The organism is Curtobacterium sp. PvP017, assembly GCF_054060195.1.
This window is the reverse complement of sequence record NZ_JBSSCY010000001.1, coordinates 499,900-517,098: the sequence shown is the minus strand read 5'-3', so window position 1 is coordinate 517,098 and position 17,199 is coordinate 499,900. Positions and strand designations below refer to the sequence as shown.

Sequence of the window (17,199 nt, the reverse complement as noted above, 5' to 3'; positions counted from 1 at the left end):
CGTGTCCGACCGACCCGCTCGCCGTCCCGACCCCGCCCCGCGCCTCGACGAGGTCGACGAGCGCATCCTCTGGACGCTCGCCGGCGATGCCCGGATCCCGAACAACCGGCTCGCGGCCGCCGTGGGCATCGCGCCGTCGACGTGCCTGACCCGGGTCCGGGCCCTCGAGGACGCCGGGGTCATCCGCGGCTACCGGGCCGAGGTCGACATCGCCCGCCTCGGGTTCTCGATCGAGGCGATGGTCTCGGTCCGGGTCCACGCAGCGGCCCGCCACGAACTCCGCGACTTCGCGAAGCGACTGCTCCGCGTGCCCGTCGTGCAGGACGTCTCGTTCCTGGCCGGTGACAAGGACTTCCTGGTGCACATCGCGTGCGAGTCGACCGAGCAGCTCCGGGACTTCGTCGCCGACGAGCTCAGCGGGGACCCCTCCGTGGCGACGACGCAGACGAACATCGTGTTCGAGCGGCTCGTCGCCGACCGGTCCACGCAGGGTCGCTCGTTCGACGAGCTCCGGCGCTGGCGCGCCTGACGCGAGTTCGCCCGCCGGTGCGCCTGGCCGGTTCCGTCAGCGCTGCCGGGCCATCGGGACGTGCGGGATCCGGTCCTCGAGGTACTCGTCCCCGGAGCGGACGAACCCGAAGCGGGCGTACCACTGCTCGAGGTGCGACTGGGCGCCGAGGGCGATGCTCGGCGAGCGGGACTCGGCGATCGCAGCCTCGATCAGCTGTCCGGCGAGTCCCTGCCCGCGGGCGTGCGCCGCGGTCACGACCCGGCCGATGCGCTCGGTGCCGTCGGGTTCGCGCAGGAGGCGGAGGGTGGCGTCCACCGAGCCCTGGCCCGCCCAGAACTGCACGGTGCCGGGCTCGAGGTCACGCCCGTCGATGTCCCCGTAGGCGGCCCCCTGTTCGACGATGAAGACGTCCTGCCGGAGCCGGAGGATCTCGTGCAGCGTGACGATGTCCAGGTTGCGGGTCGGAGCGTTGAAGATCGAGACCACGGACGGCCTTTCCTGAGAATTTCTTCCAGAACAGGGTGCGTTCCGGACCGGACCGGCGTACATTGCCGCTCAACCACTCTACGTGCGCAGCCGAGTTCAGGAGGTGAGCGCATGGACACGACATCGCGCGCTCCCTGGCTCACGGTGCTCCGGATCGCCCTGCTGGGCGTCGGGACCCTCGCTGCCCTCGTGCTGCTGTCCCTGGCGTTCGGAGCCCGTCCCGCCTCGGCTGCCGACGCGGCGTCCGCGCCGCCCGCCCAGACGCAGCAGCGCGGGCTCGTCACCGGTGTGGTCGACGGCCTCGGCGAGACCGTGCACGACGTCTCCGGCGGTGTCGGACGGGTCGTCGGCGGCGTCGTGGACCCCGTCCGCACGGCGGTCGCGCCCGCGCCGAAGCCGGCACCTGCGGCCCCGGCTCCTGCCCCGGCCGCCCCGGCGCCCGCCCCGGTGGCACCGGTGCCCAGTGCCGCCGTTCCGGCGCCCGCTGCTTCGGCCCCCGCGGCCTCGAACCCCGCGACCCCGACCCCTGCCGCTCCGACGACCGCGCCCGCACCCGCGGTGCCGGCCACGACCGCCCCCGCGGCCGAGCCGGCCGCGCACCCGGTACAGGGCGTCGTCGAGCAGGTGGGCACCGCCTCCCGGCCCGTCACCGACACCGTCGCGACGGCGCTGCGTCCCGTGACCGGGACCGTGCAGACGGTCACCGGAGCACGGCCGGTGACCGCCGTCGTCGACACGGTCGGCCACGTGGTCGGCAGCGTCCCGGTCGTCGGTGCGATCGTCGGTGACGACACCCTCAGCACGGTCACCGGGCCGGTGACCGTGCTGGTGGACGACACGCTCGGCGGTGTCGGCACGACCGTCGGGCAGGTCCCCGACGTCGTCGCGGGCGTCGTCCCGTCGGTCGGTGCCGTCCTGCCAGGAGGCACGGATCCCGTCGTCGACGTCCCCGCACCTCCGGTCGTCACCGGCCCCACCCCGTCCGGCGCGCCCGGTACGACGGTCCCGTCCGCGCGTCCGCCGCAGGCCGCCGCGACGGCGACGACTCCGTCCGCGACCACGGTCGCGACGACCGACGATCCCGCCGCTCCCGGAACGAGCGCCGAGCGCCGTCCCGGTGCGGCCGTGCCGTCCGCGCTCGTGACCGGGCCGCTCGTCGTGCCCGTCGCCGTCGGCGGCGTGCAGGACGCGACCCTCGGCGGCACCGCGCTGCTCCTGCCCGAGCCGGGCGACGGCCACTCCTCGCCGTCCGACGGCCCTGGCGGCGCGGGTGTCCTCGGTGGCAGTGCCACCTCGACCTCCGGTGGCGTCGCAGCCGTCGGCATCGTCGGCTCGACCGACGACATCGTCTCCCTCGCCGCGGGGTCTCGCGGCACGCTCTCCGACGACGCGGTCCCCGCATCGGTCGTCGGCGAGCACGACGTCGCCCCTGACTGAGATCGGTGCGCCTGTCCGGCACGGCAGGCACGCACACACACCGACCGCGACCGCGGTCGGTCAACGATCTCGATCAGGGAGTACGACCATGAACAAGTACGTCTCGAGAGGGCTCTGGTTCGCCCTCTTCGTCGGCGGCCTCACGCTCGGAGGGACGGCTGCGGCGAACGCGGCCACGACCTCCGGAGCGGACGGCGCCGTGTCCGGAACCCAGGTGGTTCCCTCGGTGGACGCTCCGGTGTCCCTCACCGGCAACGCCCTCGGGGTGCTCGGCGACGCGGTGTCGTCGGTGACCTCGCCCGCTGCCGCTCCTGCAGCCCCGGCTCCTGCTCCGGCGTCCGCGCCGACGACCTCGGGAGCCGACGGCACGGCCTCCGGCACCCAGGTGGCGCCGACCGTGACCGCGCCGGTCTCCGTCGGCGGCAACGCGGTCGCCGTCGGGGGCGACGCAGTGTCGGCCCCGGCCCCGGCCCCGGCCCCTGCCCCGGCTGCTCCGGCTGCGGCCGCTGCTCCGACCACGTCCGGTTCCGACGGCACCGGTTCGGGGACACAGGTCGCCGGCGACGTGACCGTCCCCGTCACCGTCGGTGGCAACGCGGTCGCCGTCGGCGGTGACGCGGTGTCGACCACGACGCCGGCCACCCCGGCTGCGCCCACCCCGGCCACCCCGGTTGCACCCGCCGCTCCCGCACCGGTGACCTCGGGCGAGGACGGCACGGGCTCGGGGACCCAGGTCGCCCCGGTCGTGTCGGTCCCGGTGACGGTGTCCGGCAACGGCATCGGCGTCCTCGGGGACGGCACCGCTGCGGCGTCCGGCCCGGCGACGGCCCCGGCCCCCGCCGCTCCGGCCACGACCGCACCGAGCACGTCGGGCGACGACGGGCTGCTCTCGGGCACCCAGGTCGGCGGACTGGTCGACGTGCCGGTCACGATCGGTGGCAACGGCATCGGACTCCTCGGTGACGGCACCTCGACGGGCACGACGCCCGCCGCGGGCACCGGCACGACCGCCGGGTCGGCTCCGGCTGCCGGTGGCACGACGGACGGTTCCGACGGCACCGCCTCGGGCACCCAGGTGTCCCCGGTGGTCACGGTCCCGATCACGGTGTCGGGGAACGGCATCGGTGTGGTCGGCAACGGCACCAGCACCGGCGCGACGGCCCCGACGGGCACCACCCCGGGCAGCACGACCCCGTCGACCGGGGGGACGACCTCCGGCGACGGTGGCCTGCTCTCCGGCACCCAGGTGGTCCCGGTGATCAGCCTGCCGATCACGATCGGCGGGAACGGCATCGGTGTCGTCGGCGACGGCACCGCCACCACCCCCGGCACCGGCACCGGCACCACGCCGGGTGACGGCACGGACCCGGGCACGGACCCCGGTACGGACCCGGGCACGGACCCCGGTACGGACCCGGGCACGGACCCCGGTACGAACCCCGGTGACGGCACGGACCCGGGCACGAACCCCGGTGACGGGACGGACGTCGGCGACGGCACCGCGCCCGGAACCGTGACCACCCCGGCCGGTGCCACCGGCACGGACGGGCCGACCCGGGCCTCCACGGCGGGTGTGGTGACCACCACGGTCGCCGCGACCACCGGGCTCCCGGCCGTCGCACGCACGGTGGCCGACACGGTCGCCGCCGGTGACGGCGCGACCGAGCTCGCGTACACGGGAGCGACCTCGCCGGTCGTCCCCGTCGGGTTCGCGCTCCTGCTGCTGCTCGCCGGGGCGGGCACGCTCGTGCTCCGTCGTCGGCAATCCCGAGTCAGCACCGACGGGCAGCGCTGACAGCAGGTGACCGAGGGGCGTCGCACCGCCGACGCCCCTCGTCACCGTGCCCGGAGTTGTCCGAACGGCCGGCCGGCACCACCATGAGGGGGTGCGCTCCGCCATCGTCCGGCATCCGGTGACGGCCGCGATCACGTTCCTCGTGGTCGCGACCGCGGTCTTCGGCATCGTCGTCCGGGTCCTGCACGGCGCCGACCCGGCCTCGTACGGGCCCTTCCGGATCTTCGCGGCGTCCACGGGCGCGGTCGCGTTGCTCACCACGATCGCCGGCGTCGTCGTCCTCGTCGGCGCCGCCGAACGGCTGATGGGGTCGTGGCGGACCGCCCTGGCGTTCGTCGTCACCACCGTCGTCGGCACCGCGGCCGGCGCGCTCACCGCGTTCGTCGACGCCGACGGTCGCGACCTCACCGGCCTGCTGCTCGGACGGGCGACGGCCTTCGACCCCTGGACCGCGATCGTCGGCACGATCGTCACCGCGAGCTCGTTCGCCGGACCGCTCTGGCGACGGCGCATCCGGGTGAACGCGCTCGCCGTCGTGGCCGCGCTCCTGCTCTACGCCGGACACGCCTCCGACCTGTACGCGGTGCTCGCCGCCGGGGCGGGATGGGTGCTCGGCGAGCTGCTCCGCCGCACCCCGAAGCGTGGCGGGTGGGTGCGCAGCTCGCACCGCGAGACCCGGGTGCTGCTCGGGACGGTCGTGCTGGTCTCGGCGATCGGTCCCGTGGTGGCGCTCGTCTCCCGCGCACGGGTCGGACTGCTCGCCCCGATCGCCGCGGTGCTCGGCACCGGTCCGGTGACGCCCGTGAGCGGCTGTGGTACGGACGGGGCCTCGGCGGAGTGCCTCCGCGCGCTGCTGGCGTACCGGGCGACGGACCCGTGGACGCTGCTGCTCGCCGTCGCGCCCCTGCTCGTCCTGGTCGTCGGTGGCCTCGGGCTCTTCCGGGGCAGCCGGTTCGCCGTCTGGCTCGTGGTGGCGGTCGACCTGGTGACGGCGGTGGCGGCCGCGGTCACCTACGGGGTGCTGCCCGCGCGGGCCGGCGGGCTGCAGGGCACCGCCGACGAGTTCGTCACGGCGCTGTCGGTCGGTGCGTCGATCGTGGTGCCGCTCGCGACCGCGGCCGTCCTCGTGCTCCGGCGCCGGTCGTTCACGGTGCTGCCCTCGCGTCGGCGTGTGGTCGCCTTCGCGGTGACCGTGGTCGCGGCGGTCGCCGTCGTGGTCGGCACGGTCGCGGTGTTCGCGGCGTCGGCACCGCAGCGTGTCGAGGACCCGCTCCGGCTCGCCGTCGCAGCGCTCGGCCCGCTGTCGCCGTCGGCCGCCTGGGAGCGACTGCCGTCGCTCGGCACCGCGCTCCGCATCGTGGTCGGGCTCGCCGGACCGGTGCTCTGGTTCGTCGTCGCGCTCGCCGCGGTCCGACCGACCGGCGCGGTGGAACCGGACACCGACGCGGACGGCTCCCGCACCGACCGGGAGCGAGCCCGGGCGCTCGTGACCGCCGGCGGGGGTGACACGTTCGGGTGGATGACGACCTGGCGCGGCAACGCGTACTGGTTCGCCGCCGACGGGCGCGCCGGGGTGGCGTTCCGGCGCAGCGGTGGCGTGGCCGTCACCGTCGGTGGTCCGTTCGGCTACCCGGACGCCCGCGACGCCGCGATGACGGACTTCGCCCGGTACTGCGACGACAACGGGTGGACGACCGTCTTCTACGGCGTCGACGCCCGGAACGCCGAGCTGCTGACGACGCTGGGGTGGTCGACGCTGCCGGTGGCCGAGGACGCCGACCTCGACCCGCGCACCTGGACGACGACGGGCAAGCGCAAGCAGGACGTCCGCACGGCCGTGAACCGGGCTCGTCGCGAGGGCATCACCGCCATGTGGTCGTCATGGCAGGACCTGCCGCCGTCGACGGCGCGGCAGATCGAGGCGATCTCGGAGGAGTGGGTGTCCGAGCGCGAGCTCCCCGAGATGGGCTTCACGCTCGGCGGGGTGGACGAGATGCGCGACCCCGCGGTCCGGACGCTCGTCGCGCAGGACGCCACCGGGCGGGTGCTCGCCGTGACGAGCTGGTTGCCGAGTCACCGCGAGGGCCGGGTCGTCGGGTGGACGCTCGACGTGATGCGCCGGACCGAGGCCGCGCCGAACGGCGTGATGGAGTTCCTCGTCGCGAGCGCCGCCGAACGGATGCGGGACGACGGTGTCGAACGGCTCAGCCTGTCGGCGGCGCCGCTCGCACAGGCGGGCGAGGCCGCTGCGCCGAACGACGGGGTGCAGAGCCTGCTCGAGCTCGTCGGGGGAGTCCTCGAACCGGTCTACGGCTTCCGGTCGCTGCTGCGGTTCAAGCTGAAGTTCGGACCCGACCTGCACCCGCTCGTCCTCGCCTACCCCGACCCGGTCGCGCTGCCGTCGATCGGACTCGCGGTCGTCCGGGCGTACCTGCCGGACCTGTCGCTGCGGCAGGCGGTCGCGCTCGCGCGCGGACGCGGCTGACCGCGCGTTACACGGTGCGTCCCGGCTCGACGCGTCCGTCACCGGTCTGGGGTATCGTTCCGACTACGCAAGCGCTCCGGGGTCGGTGCAATTCCGAACCGGTGGTGACAGTCCACGAACTGATGACGGGTGCGAACCCGCCAGAGGTTGACTCGGTGAAACTCCGGGACCGACGGTGAGAGTCCGGATGGGAGGCGCGCTGGCGGACGAGACGACCCACCCTGCGTGGGGCGACCCGTCCGTCGATGCCGACGATCGTCGAACACCCCCGGAGTCCCGTTGAGAGGACACCAGTGTTCACCGGCATCATCGAGGAACTCGGCACCGTCACCGCCGTCGAGCAGCACGGCGACTCCGTCGCGCTCACCGTGCGCGGGCCGATCGTGGTCGCGGACGCGAGCCACGGCGACTCCATCGCCACCAGCGGCGTGTGCCTGACCGTCGTCGAGCAGACCCCCGACTCCTTCACCGCGTTCGTCATGAAGCAGACCCTCGACATGAGCGCGCACGGAGCGCTGCGGGTGGGCGACCGCCTGAACCTCGAACGTGCGGCGTCGGTCGGCGACCGGCTCGGCGGCCACATCGTGCAGGGCCACATCGACGGTACCGCCACCGTGCTGGAGACCGCCGACGGCGACGGCTGGCGCCGGGTGCGGTTCTCGCTCGCGCCGGCGCTCAGCCCGCTCGTCGTCGACAAGGGATCCATCGCGCTCGACGGCGTCTCGCTCACCGTCAGCGCCGTCTCGCCGGAGGACACCGCGCCCGACGCCGCCTGGTTCGAGGTCAGCCTGATCCCCGAGACGCTCGAGGCCACGACGCTCGGCCTGCGCGTGCCGGGGGACCGGGTGAACGTCGAGACCGACGTGCTGGCACGGCACGTGCGCCGGATGCTGCGGCTCGACGCCGCGGTCGGCTCGCTCGAGACCGTCGGGTCGGAGGCCCGGTGATGGTCGCGTCCGTGCCGCAGACGCTCGGCCTTGCGAGCGTCGAGGCCGCGATCGCGTCGGTGGCGGCCGGTCGCCCGGTCATCGTGGTCGACGACGAGGACCGCGAGAACGAGGGCGACGTCATCCTGTCCGCCGAGCTCGCGACGCCCGAGTGGATCGCCTGGACAGTGGCGCACTCGTCCGGGTTCATCTGCGCGCCCGTCAGCACCGGGATCGCCGACGCCCTCGACCTGCCGCCGATGGTGCAGCACAACGAGGACGTCCGCGGCACGGCGTACACCGTCACCGTCGACGCCGCCGTCGGGGTCACCACCGGCATCAGTGCCCACGACCGTGCGCGCACGCTGCGGGTGCTCGCCGACCCGACGTCCGTGCGCGACGACCTGCACCGTCCCGGTCACGTCGTCCCCCTGCGTGCGCGGCCGGGCGGGGTCCGCGAACGTGCGGGGCACACCGAAGCAGCGATCGAGCTCGTCACGGCCGCCGGGCTGCGGCCCGCCGCGGCGATCTGCGAGATCGTCGACGAGGACGGCGGCATGATGCGGCTGCCGGCGCTCGTCGCACTCGGGGCGCGCGAGGGCGTGCCCGTCATCACCATCGCCGCGCTCGTCGAGTGGCTGGACGCGGCAGACCGGACGGCGGCAGCAGCTGCCCCGTCCACGGAAGGGACAGCACGATGAGCGGAGCAGGCGCGGCGGACCGCGACCACGTCGACGGAACCGGGATCCGGGTGGCCATCGTCGCCGGACAGTGGCACGACACGATCGCGGCGGGGCTGCTCGCCGGCGCGCAGCGCGAGGTCGAACGACTCGGCGCCACCGCGTCGGTGTTCCCGGTGCCGGGGAGCTTCGAGCTGCCCGTCGTCGCGAAGACCGCTCTCGAGGCCGGGTTCGACGCCGCGGTCGCGCTCGGCGTGATCATCCGGGGCGGCACCCCGCACTTCGAGTACGTGTCCGACGCCGCCACGAGCGGGCTGACCCGCGTGGCGATCGACACCGGCAAGCCCGTGGGCTTCGGTGTGCTGACGCTGGACGACGAGCAGCAGGGCATCGACCGGGCCGGGCTGCCCGGGTCGAAGGAGGACAAGGGCGCCGAGGCCGTCCACGCCGCGGTCGCGACCGCGGTCACGCTGCGCTCGCTGCGCGTCCTCGCGTAGCGGCGGAGCGCTCGCGAAACCAGGTTCCGGACACAACACCACGCTGATCCGCGGTGCTGTGTCCGGAACCTGGTTCCCCACACGGCGCCAAAACGCAGAACGGCCCCGCACCTCGAGAGGTGCGGGGCCGTTCTGCGTCAGCGGGGTGGTTACCGCTTGCCGAACACGTGGATCGGCAGGAAGAAGGAGAGGGTCATCAGGATCAGTCCGCCCATGAAGACGAACGCCTGACCCGAGTCGACCTGGAACGCGAACCCGAACAGGTACATCGACACCAGCAGCAGCAGGATCGAGAAAACAGCGGCGATGACGCGGCCCACGGGATACCTCCGGGTGTCGACGAGTGGAACGTCGCCAAGTCTATCCCCAGGAACGGGGATGGTCGTTCACACGCCGGGCTTCGTCGCGATCAGACGGTCCACGACGGCGAGCAGTGCCTCCATGTCGACGGTGCTGCGCTTCGGGCGACCGTCGCTCGCCGCCCCCAGTGAGGCCTGGTGGTACAGGCCGTCGCCGAGGAGCTTGACGGCCTGGGCGGTCGGTTCGTCGTGGAGTGCGTCGACGAGGGTCGCGAGCCACGCGTTCTCGGTGTCGTCGAGGGTGCGACCCGCTTCTTCGTAGCCGGCCTGCTGCAGGCGGCTCGCGGCGAGGAGCGCGAGGTCGAGCTCGCTGCCGACGAACAGGCAGTTGCGGACGAAGTAGCGGGCGGCGCCGTCCTCGGCCTCGGCCATGCGCTCGACGTCGATGGCGGACAGGTCGGACAGCCGCTCGCACAGCCCCTCGACCAGGGCCGCCTTGGAGCCGAAGTGGTACAGCAACCCGCCCTTGGAGACACCGGCGCGCGCGGCGACGGCGTCAAGCGTCGCGGGACGTTCGCCGTCCTCGCACACGATGGCGACGAAGCTGTCGAGGACGCGGTCGCGGGCACTGGCCATGCGCACGAGTCTAGGAGGAGTTGCGCGCGCCGCGGGCACCACTCGTCAGCGCCGGGCCGTGAACGCTCACGAAGCGGTCCGGAGCAGGCTCCGTGGGACACGCCGAGCCGAGCACGCACGCATTGATCCACCGGGCGTGTGGCACTAGCGTCGTCGTGACCGTGAAGGTTCACGAGACGACAAGGATCCGCATGTCAGCGCAGACCGCGAACACCGCCAGCACCACGACTCCGACGGTCGCCGACCGCCCCGGCTGGGCCGTCCTCGGCCCCGGTGGCATCGCCCGCCGCTTCCTCTCCCAGCTGCCCGCGAGCGGTGGTGCCCTGGTCGCCGCCGGCAGCTCGTCCACCGAACGGGCGCAGACCTTCGCCGACGAAGCCGCGCTGCTCGGGTTCGCCGACGTCTCCGCCGCGACCTACGACGAGGTCCTCGCCGACCCGCGCGTCGACGCCGTGTACGTGTCGACCGTGCACACCGGTCACGCCCGGCTCGTCCTCGCCGCGCTCGAAGCCGGCAAGGCCGTGCTGTGCGAGAAGCCCCTCGCCCCGAACCACGGCACCGCCATGGTGCTCGCCGACGCCGCGCGCCAGGCCGGCCTGCCGCTGGTCGAGGCGTTCATGTACCGCTTCCACCCGCAGACCGCGGCGCTGCTCGACCTCGTGCGCGACGGCGTCGTCGGCGCGGTCACGCACATCGACGCCTCGTTCGCGTTCCGCACCGGCGAGCGGACCGGCCGGTTGTTCGACGTCGACACCGCCGGCGGCGGAATCCTCGACGTCGGCGGGTACCCGGTGACGATGGCCGCCGCGATCGTGCAGGCCGCGACCGGTGTCGCCGTCGCCGAGCCGACGGAGCTCACCGCCACCGGGACCCTCGGGCCGACCGGGGTCGACGAGTGGACCGTCGCGCAGCTCACCTACAAGGGCGGGATCACGGCGTCGGTCCGCACCGGCGTCTTCGTGCAGGACGACAACGCCGTGACGGTGTACGGCTCGCGCGGTCGCATCGTGCTCACCGACCCGTGGACCCTCGGCGACGACCCCACCATCGAGATCCGCACCGTCGACGAGGACCCGCGCTCGCTGTCGTTCGCGGGCGAGCACCCCTACGCCCGCGAGGCAGACGCCACCACCGACGCACTGCGTGCCGGTGCGGTCGAGGCGTCGCAGATGACGATCGACGAGTCGCTCGCCACCGCCCGCACCCTCGACAAGTGGCGCGCCGCGATCGGCCTGCGGTACCCGTTCGAGGCCGAGACCGCGGACATCCCCACCGTGAGCGGTCGGCCGCTCCGGGTCCAGGACGGCAACCCCATGAAGTACGGCGAGATCCCGGGTGTCGGCAAGCGGCTGTCCCGCCTGGTCATGGGCGTCGACAACCAGCCCGACCTGGCGCACGCCAGCGCGATCTTCGACCTGTTCGTCGAGCAGGGCGGCAACGTCTTCGACACCGGCTACATCTACGGCGGCGGTGTGCTCGAAGGCCGGCTCGGCAAGTGGATCCAGAACCGCGGTGTCCGTGAGGACGTGGTGGTCATCACGAAGGGCGCGCACACGCCGTTCTGCGACCCGGAGTCCCTGACGAAGCAGCTGCTCGAGAGCCTGGAGCGCCAGGGCACCGACTACGCGGACATCTACATGATGCACCGCGACAACCCGGACATCCCGGTGGGGGAGTTCGTCGACGTCCTCGACGAGCACCGCCGCGCCGGCCGCATCCGCGTGTACGGCGGGTCGAACTGGACCCCGGCACGCTTCGACGAGGCGAACGCCTACGCCCGGGCGAACGGGAAGCACGAGTTCGAGGTCCTCAGCAACCACTTCGGCCTGGCCGAGGCGTACGACGTGCCGTGGGACGGCTGCGAGCACGCGACCGACGCCGCGTCGAAGGCGTGGCTCGAGGAGCGTCAGGTCCCGCTGCTGCCGTGGTCGTCGCAGGCCCGCGGCTTCTTCACCGGCCGCGCGACGCCCGAGGACACCAGCGACGCCGAGCTCGTCCGCTGCTACTACAGCGACGAGAACTTCGAGCGACTCCGTCGCGCGCGGGAGCTCGGCGACCGGTTCGGCGTCCCCGCCACGGCGATCGCCCTGGCGTACGTGCTGAACCAGCCGTTCCCGACGTTCCCGCTCTTCGGACCCCGTACGATCGCGGAGGCCCGATCGTCCATGACGGGCCTCTCCGTCGACCTCACCCCGGAACAGGTGGCATGGCTGGACCTCCGCGACTGACCCAGTCGCCACCGGACGGACCGCACCCCGGCGGCCGCGCGACGATCATCGACGTCGCAGCGGCTGCCGGGGTGTCCCGGCAGACCGTCACGCGTGCGATGAACGGCATGTCCGGCATCAGCGCGACCACGAAGGAACGGGTGCTCGCCGTCGCGGCGGCGCTCGACTACCGGCCGTCGCGGTTCGGCCGTGGGCTGGTCACCGGCGGCGACCACCAGCTCGGGCTCGTCGTGAACGACCTGCGGAACCCCTACACGCCCCAGCTCGCCTCCGCCGTGTTCCGGCTCGCCGCCGAGCAGGGGTGGAACGTCATGCTCGCCGACGTCGACCTGGCGAGCGACGCGGACCGGATGGTCCAGGCGCTCGGCGCGCAGACCGACGTGGTCATCGGCTACCTCGGCTCGCGTCGGCACCGGTGGAGCGAGGTCCTCGGCAACGTGCCGATGGTCGAGCTCGACCCGTCCTCCGACCCGCCGACGGCGGCCGTGTGGATCGACCCCGCCGACGCGATCGAGGCCCTCGCCGACCACCTGGTGGCGACCGGGGTGCGGCACCCGGTCGTGCTCGACAACTCGTCGCCGGACCACACGAGCGCACGCGGCGGGCTCATGCTGGACGCCCTCCGCCGCCGCGGTTACCTGCCGGAGCTCGTGCACGCGCCGCACGCCACGGCCGAGTGCGGTGCCGAGGAGACCGTGCGGATCCTCGCCCGGAAGCGCCGGCTCGACGCGATCCTCGCGTTCAACGACGTGATGGCGCTCGGCGTGCTGCAGGCGTGTCGGCGTGCGGGCGTCGACGTCCCCGGTGACGTGCGAGTCGTCGGCGTCGACGGCCTGCCGCTCGGCGCGCTGGTGTCACCGACGCTCACCACCCTGGCGGTCGACCTCGACGCCGTCGCGCGCGAGGCGCTCGGCCTCGCCCTCGGCATGCTCGCCGGCGAGCTGCCACGGCACGGCCCCGCGGTGCAGCGCACCGTGCGCCACAGCCTGCTGGTCCGCGACTCGGCCTGACGACGGCCGCGAGCCCCGCCCCGGCCACCTCGCCGCGCCCTGCCCACCCCGCCCCCCCGCCCCCGAGGTTCCGAAATCTCGGCATGTCGGCGCTCGTGCCGCCCGACATCGGAACCCGGGCGGAGACCACGCGGCGTGTTGTGGAACCCCGGCACCAGTACCCGGGTACCGCAACCCCGGCACCGGAACCCCGGCACCAGTACCCGGGCACCGGAACCCCGGTACCTGAACCCCGGCACCGGACGCGGGTCGACCCGCAGCTCCAGCCTCCCGCCCTGGGCGGGACCACTCGTCGGACGGGAGGCCCGTGGCGGGCCCGCCACGGGCCTCCCGTCAGCCTGTTGGTTGCATTTGCAACCATAACCGTCCAGACGGTACACTGACGGAGTCCTGACGGGGCGCGTGTCCATCCCGCGTCCCGTCTCGTCTGCCCCACGCACCGCCCCGCCGTCGACCAGGTCCGGCTCGAAGTCCCAGGAGTCCGCCGTGTCCGCACTGCTCACCAGCCCCGTCGCAACCCGTGTCACCGGGAGCCGCGCCCGACGGTTCCTCGCGCTCGCCGTGCTCATGCTGCCGGTCCTGCTCATCTCGGTGGACAACACCGTGCTGAGCTTCGCGCTGCCGTCGATCAGCCGCGCGCTCAACCCGGACGCCACCACGCAGCTCTGGATCGTCGACGCGTACCCGCTCGTCCTGGCCGGCCTGCTCGTGGTGATGGGCAGCATCGGTGACCGCATCGGGCGACGTCGGATCCTGGTGATCGGAGCCACCGGCTTCGCGCTGTTCTCCGTCGCCGCGGGGTTCGCGACCGACGCCTGGATGCTCGTCGCCGCCCGGATCGCGATGGGCGTGTTCGGCGCGATGCTCATGCCCGCGACGCTCTCGATCATCCGCAACGTCTTCGTCGACGCGGGGGAGCGGCGGATGGCGCTGGCCGTCTGGTCGACCATGTTCGCGGCCGGCAACGCCCTCGGCCCGCTCGTCGGAGGCACGCTGCTCGCACACTTCCACTGGGGCAGCGTCTTCCTGATCGCGGTGCCGATCCTCGTGCTCATGCTCGTCGGCGTCCCGTTCTGCGTGCCGGAGTCGCGTGACCCGATGCCCGGTCCGGTGGACGTGCCGAGCATGTTCCTGTCCCTCGGCGCGCTGGCGCCGACCGCCTGGGCGATCAAGTCGGTCGTGCACCCGGAGGAGCGCGGGTTCGCCGTCGCCATGCTCGCCGTCGGGGTCGTGTGCGGCATCGCGTTCGTCCGCCGGCAGCTGCGCTCCCGCACGCCGATGCTCGATCTGCGGCTGTTCCGCAGCACGGCCTTCACCGGCAGCGTGCTCATGAACCTGATGGCGATGTTCTCGCTGACCGGCTTCCTGTTCTTCATCGCGCAGCACCTGCAGCTCGTCGCGGGTCTGGACCCGTTCACCTCGGGCGTCGTGCTCATCCCCGGATCGGTGCTCACGATCGTCGCCGGTCTGGCTGTCGTGCCGGTCGTCGCCCGCGTGGCACCGCGCTGGGTCGTGTCGGCCTCGCTCCTCTTCTCGGCGGCTGCCTACGCCCTCGTGGCGGTCCTCGGGCACCATGCGTCGATCGCCGCACTGGCGTTCGCGTTCGTGCTGCTCGGCATCGGGATCGGCGCGTCCGAGACCGTCACGAACGACCTCATCATCTCGACCGCTCCGGCGGACAAGGCCGGTGCAGCGTCGGCGATGTCCGAGACCGCGTACGAGATCGGCGCGGTGCTCGGTACGGCCGTCCTCGGCACGATCCTGGCGACCACCTACCGGGCGCACGTCGTGGTGCCGGGCGGGCTGAGCTCGACCGCGCACACCGCTGCGCAGGAGACGCTCGGCGGTGCGGTGTCCGCCGCGTCGTCCCTCGGCGGACCGACCGGTCAGGCACTGCTCGAATCGGCGCGGGCCGCGTTCGACTCCGGCGTGACGATCACGGCGGGCGTCGCCGCGGTGCTCATGGTGATCGCCGCCGCGGGCGCCGTCGTCATGCTCAAGCGCCGCTGATCGCGGGCCGCGCGCGTTTCGTGAGCAGAAATGGTCGGGTCGTCGCGAGCGACTCGACCATTTCTGCTCACGAAGCGGCACCGCGGGGCCGCACGACGCGTCATGCGGCGTCATCCGGCACGCCCGGGAGCGGTCGAACCTGTGAATCGTTGACCTCAACCATGGTTCAGGTCATACGTTGGGACATGGCCGCCCAGTGACGGCTCACCCCGCGCGAAGGAACGACGACGAACACCATGCCCGACGAAGCCCCGGCGAACATCGCCGAAGCGTACAAGTCCGCGTTCCGCGGGCACCCGGCCGGCGTCGCCGTCATCACCGCCGAGGGGCCCGACGGTCCGACCGGACTCACCGCCTCGAGCGTCGCGAGCGTGGCGGTCGACCCGCCGGTGCTCGTGTTCTCGCTCTCCACGAACTCCGGGTCCGCCGGTGTCGTGCTCGGCGCACCGGTCTTCGTCGTCCACCTGGTCGACTCGCTGAGCGTCGCCCTCGCGCGACGCTTCGCCTCGACGGGCAGCCCGACCGCGGACGACCCGATCTGGGGCACGCTGCCCTCGGGTGACCGCTACCTGCCCAGCGCCGCCAGCGCGCTCCGGTGCCGTCCGCTCTCCACGACCCCGATCGGCAGTTCGACCGTCGTCGTCGCCGAGGTCCTCGACATCGTCGTCGGCCTTGAGCACGGCGAGCCGCTGGTCTACCACAACCGGGAATTCCACTCCCTCACCGATCGTTCCCGGCTCTCGTGAGCCGCGGAATCCCATCCGCAACCCACTGATCGAAAGGACCTCACATGGCTGAGTACACCCTGCCGGAGCTGCCGTACGACTACGCCGCACTCGAGCCGCACATCAGCGGCAAGATCATGCAGCTGCACCACGACAAGCACCACCAGGCCTACGTCACCGGAGCGAACACCGCGCTGCAGCAGCTCGGTGAAGCGCGCGAGTCGGGCAACTTCGGTGCGATCAACAAGCTCGAGAAGGACCTGGCGTTCCACCTCGGTGGGCACGTCAACCACTCGATCTTCTGGACCAACCTCGGCCCGGACACCAAGGTCCCCGAGGGCGAGCTCGCCGCGGCCATCGACGAGTTCTTCGGCTCGTTCGACACCTTCAAGGCGCAGTTCGCCGCCGTCGCGAACGGCATCCAGGGCTCCGGCTGGGCCGTCCTCGCCTGGGACACCGTCGGCCAGAAGCTGACCACGTTCCAGCTGTTCGACCAGCAGGCCAACGTGCCGTTCGGTCTCGTGCCGATCTTCCTGCTCGACATGTGGGAGCACGCCTTCTACCTCGACTACCTCAACGTCAAGGCGGACTACGTCAAGGCCGTCTGGAACATCGTCGACTGGGAGAACGTCGCGGCGCGCTTCGCCAACGCGAAGTCGCAGTCGTTCGTGACTCTCTGATCCACCGACCGCGGGTCGCGTGACGCGACCGACGGACGAACGGGAGGCACGGTGCCAGCTGGCACCGTGCCTCCCGTTCGTGGATCAGGCCGTGGGAACGGACGCGCCCGCGGCGAGCCGGTCGGCGATCGCGCGGAGTGCGGCGTCGGCGTCGGTGCGCTCCCGGTCGACGATCGTGCTCCACTGCGCACCGCGGGCGGCCATGACGGCGTCGTGTGCGGCGCGGTCGGCTGCCGCGGCGTCGTAGCCGTGCGCGAGGCACCACGCGGTGACCGCGGCGACGCGGTCTCGGTGCAGACCGCGGTGTCGGGTGCGGCCGTCCAGCGCCTCGACCGACCCGAGCTCGAAGGTGAGCCGCGCGGCGAGGGCGCGGTGCGGATCGCCGAGCCCGCCGAAGGTGGCCACGAGGTAGTCGCCGAGCGCAGCGCGGTCCGCGCCGGGATCGAGTGCGGCGTGGCAGACCGTGTCGGCCAGGTGCTCGACGACCGAGTCGATGAGCGCGTCGCGTGAGCCGAAGTGGTAGACGATCGGGTAAGCGCTCGTGCCCAGGACGCGACCGAGGCTGCGCACCGAGACGTCCTCGAGCTTGGTGTCGAGCAGGTGCAGGGTGACCTTCTCGAGGATCGCCGGCTTGAGCGTCGGGTCGGGCTTCCGGGGCATGGCATCTCCGTCGGATCGGCGGCGGCGGTCGCGCTATCGACGACCGGTGTCATGGAGTATGTTACCGGTCGCTCGGTCCGAAGGTCGCCGCACGGAACCGGCTGTCGGGGCGTGAAAACGGAGCAATACTCGGT

Annotated in this window: 16 protein-coding genes and 1 riboswitch; of the genes, 12 read left to right on the top strand and 4 right to left on the bottom strand. The window is 72.9% G+C overall.

Annotated elements, in window-relative coordinates; genetic code table 11:
• Position 1: 1 nt before the first annotated feature.
• Positions 2-529, top strand: a complete 528-nt coding sequence (locus ACVKXF_RS02465) for an Lrp/AsnC family transcriptional regulator (RefSeq protein ID WP_123292064.1) — start codon at positions 2-4, stop codon at positions 527-529.
• Positions 530-565: 36 nt separating this feature from the next.
• On the opposite strand, the gene ACVKXF_RS02460 is transcribed toward ACVKXF_RS02465, so the two are convergent.
• Positions 566-997: a GNAT family N-acetyltransferase gene (locus tag ACVKXF_RS02460; RefSeq protein WP_456794709.1), complete on the bottom strand. Its 432-nt coding sequence runs from the start codon at positions 995-997 to the stop codon at positions 566-568.
• 111 nt (positions 998-1,108) lie between these two features.
• On the opposite strand from ACVKXF_RS02460, the gene ACVKXF_RS02455 reads away from it, so the two are divergent.
• From ACVKXF_RS02455 to ribH, 6 genes are all read left to right on the top strand, one after another.
• Complete coding sequence (locus tag ACVKXF_RS02455; RefSeq protein WP_456794708.1) at positions 1,109-2,434, top strand: hypothetical protein; 1,326 nt, start codon at positions 1,109-1,111, stop codon at positions 2,432-2,434.
• An 88-nt stretch (positions 2,435-2,522) separates the two neighbouring features.
• Entirely contained in the window at positions 2,523-4,229 is a 1,707-nt protein-coding gene (locus ACVKXF_RS02450) for a hypothetical protein (protein ID WP_456794707.1), read from the top strand.
• Positions 4,230-4,320: 91 nt separating this feature from the next.
• Positions 4,321-6,714: a bifunctional lysylphosphatidylglycerol flippase/synthetase MprF gene (locus ACVKXF_RS02445; RefSeq protein WP_456794706.1), complete on the top strand. Its 2,394-nt coding sequence runs from the start codon at positions 4,321-4,323 to the stop codon at positions 6,712-6,714.
• Positions 6,715-6,782: 68 nt separating this feature from the next.
• Positions 6,783-6,917: riboswitch (FMN riboswitch) on the top strand.
• A gap of 90 nt (positions 6,918-7,007) precedes the next feature.
• Positions 7,008-7,661, top strand: a complete 654-nt coding sequence (locus ACVKXF_RS02440; protein ID WP_205462812.1) for a riboflavin synthase — start codon at positions 7,008-7,010, stop codon at positions 7,659-7,661.
• An 11-nt stretch (positions 7,662-7,672) separates the two neighbouring features.
• On the top strand, positions 7,673-8,341 hold the full coding sequence (gene ribB / locus ACVKXF_RS02435; RefSeq protein WP_340197588.1) for a 3,4-dihydroxy-2-butanone-4-phosphate synthase: 669 nt from the start codon (positions 7,673-7,675) through the stop codon (positions 8,339-8,341).
• Positions 8,338-8,817 carry a 6,7-dimethyl-8-ribityllumazine synthase gene (ribH, locus tag ACVKXF_RS02430; protein ID WP_123292070.1) on the top strand — a complete coding sequence of 160 codons (480 nt, stop codon included), beginning with the start codon at positions 8,338-8,340 and terminating at the stop codon, positions 8,815-8,817. The genes ribB and ribH overlap by 4 nt, the downstream gene beginning before the upstream one ends.
• A 149-nt stretch (positions 8,818-8,966) precedes the next feature.
• On the opposite strand, the gene ACVKXF_RS02425 is transcribed toward ribH, so the two are convergent.
• Both ACVKXF_RS02425 and ACVKXF_RS02420 read right to left on the bottom strand, forming a co-directional pair.
• Complete coding sequence (locus tag ACVKXF_RS02425; protein WP_185021456.1) at positions 8,967-9,137, bottom strand: hypothetical protein; 171 nt, start codon at positions 9,135-9,137, stop codon at positions 8,967-8,969.
• 66 nt (positions 9,138-9,203) lie between these two features.
• Positions 9,204-9,752 (bottom strand): TetR/AcrR family transcriptional regulator, encoded by a 549-nt coding sequence (locus ACVKXF_RS02420; protein WP_456794705.1) that lies wholly within the window; start codon positions 9,750-9,752, stop codon positions 9,204-9,206.
• A 191-nt stretch (positions 9,753-9,943) separates the two neighbouring features.
• Between ACVKXF_RS02420 and ACVKXF_RS02415 the strand changes: the two genes are divergently transcribed.
• From ACVKXF_RS02415 to ACVKXF_RS02395, 5 genes are all read left to right on the top strand, one after another.
• The gene (locus tag ACVKXF_RS02415) at positions 9,944-11,980 is read left to right on the top strand and encodes an aldo/keto reductase (protein WP_456794704.1); all 2,037 of its coding nucleotides are present in this window, start codon (positions 9,944-9,946) and stop codon (positions 11,978-11,980) included.
• The gene (locus ACVKXF_RS02410; protein WP_456794703.1) at positions 11,959-12,990 is read left to right on the top strand and encodes a LacI family DNA-binding transcriptional regulator; all 1,032 of its coding nucleotides are present in this window, start codon (positions 11,959-11,961) and stop codon (positions 12,988-12,990) included. The genes ACVKXF_RS02415 and ACVKXF_RS02410 overlap by 22 nt, the downstream gene beginning before the upstream one ends.
• A gap of 486 nt (positions 12,991-13,476) precedes the next feature.
• On the top strand, positions 13,477-15,000 hold the full coding sequence (locus ACVKXF_RS02405; RefSeq protein ID WP_456794702.1) for an MFS transporter: 1,524 nt from the start codon (positions 13,477-13,479) through the stop codon (positions 14,998-15,000).
• A gap of 236 nt (positions 15,001-15,236) precedes the next feature.
• Positions 15,237-15,746, top strand: coding sequence for a flavin reductase family protein (locus ACVKXF_RS02400; RefSeq protein ID WP_111084301.1), 510 nt, complete (start codon positions 15,237-15,239; stop codon positions 15,744-15,746).
• Positions 15,747-15,790: 44 nt separating this feature from the next.
• On the top strand, positions 15,791-16,405 hold the full coding sequence (locus ACVKXF_RS02395; protein WP_111084300.1) for a superoxide dismutase: 615 nt from the start codon (positions 15,791-15,793) through the stop codon (positions 16,403-16,405).
• An 84-nt stretch (positions 16,406-16,489) separates the two neighbouring features.
• Here the strand turns inward: ACVKXF_RS02395 and ACVKXF_RS02390 are convergent, their stop codons facing one another.
• The gene (locus tag ACVKXF_RS02390) at positions 16,490-17,065 is read right to left on the bottom strand and encodes a hypothetical protein (RefSeq protein ID WP_123313871.1); all 576 of its coding nucleotides are present in this window, start codon (positions 17,063-17,065) and stop codon (positions 16,490-16,492) included.
• Between the last annotated feature and the right edge of the window lie 134 nt (positions 17,066-17,199).

Excerpts from the sequence above, each read along its gene's own strand:
- ACVKXF_RS02410 (WP_456794703.1), top strand. The coding sequence starts at position 11,959 with ATGGCTGGACCTCCGCGACTGACCCAGTCGCCACCGGACGGACCGCAC.
- ACVKXF_RS02455 (WP_456794708.1), top strand. The coding sequence starts at position 1,109 with ATGGACACGACATCGCGCGCTCCCTGGCTCACGGTGCTCCGGATCGCC.
- ACVKXF_RS02390 (WP_123313871.1), bottom strand. The coding sequence starts at position 17,065 with ATGCCCCGGAAGCCCGACCCGACGCTCAAGCCGGCGATCCTCGAGAAG.
- ACVKXF_RS02400 (WP_111084301.1), top strand. The coding sequence starts at position 15,237 with ATGCCCGACGAAGCCCCGGCGAACATCGCCGAAGCGTACAAGTCCGCG.
- ACVKXF_RS02415 (WP_456794704.1), top strand. The coding sequence starts at position 9,944 with ATGTCAGCGCAGACCGCGAACACCGCCAGCACCACGACTCCGACGGTC.
- ACVKXF_RS02395 (WP_111084300.1), top strand. The coding sequence starts at position 15,791 with ATGGCTGAGTACACCCTGCCGGAGCTGCCGTACGACTACGCCGCACTC.
- ACVKXF_RS02450 (WP_456794707.1), top strand. The coding sequence starts at position 2,523 with ATGAACAAGTACGTCTCGAGAGGGCTCTGGTTCGCCCTCTTCGTCGGC.
- ribH (WP_123292070.1), top strand. The coding sequence starts at position 8,338 with ATGAGCGGAGCAGGCGCGGCGGACCGCGACCACGTCGACGGAACCGGG.
- ACVKXF_RS02420 (WP_456794705.1), bottom strand. The coding sequence starts at position 9,752 with ATGGCCAGTGCCCGCGACCGCGTCCTCGACAGCTTCGTCGCCATCGTG.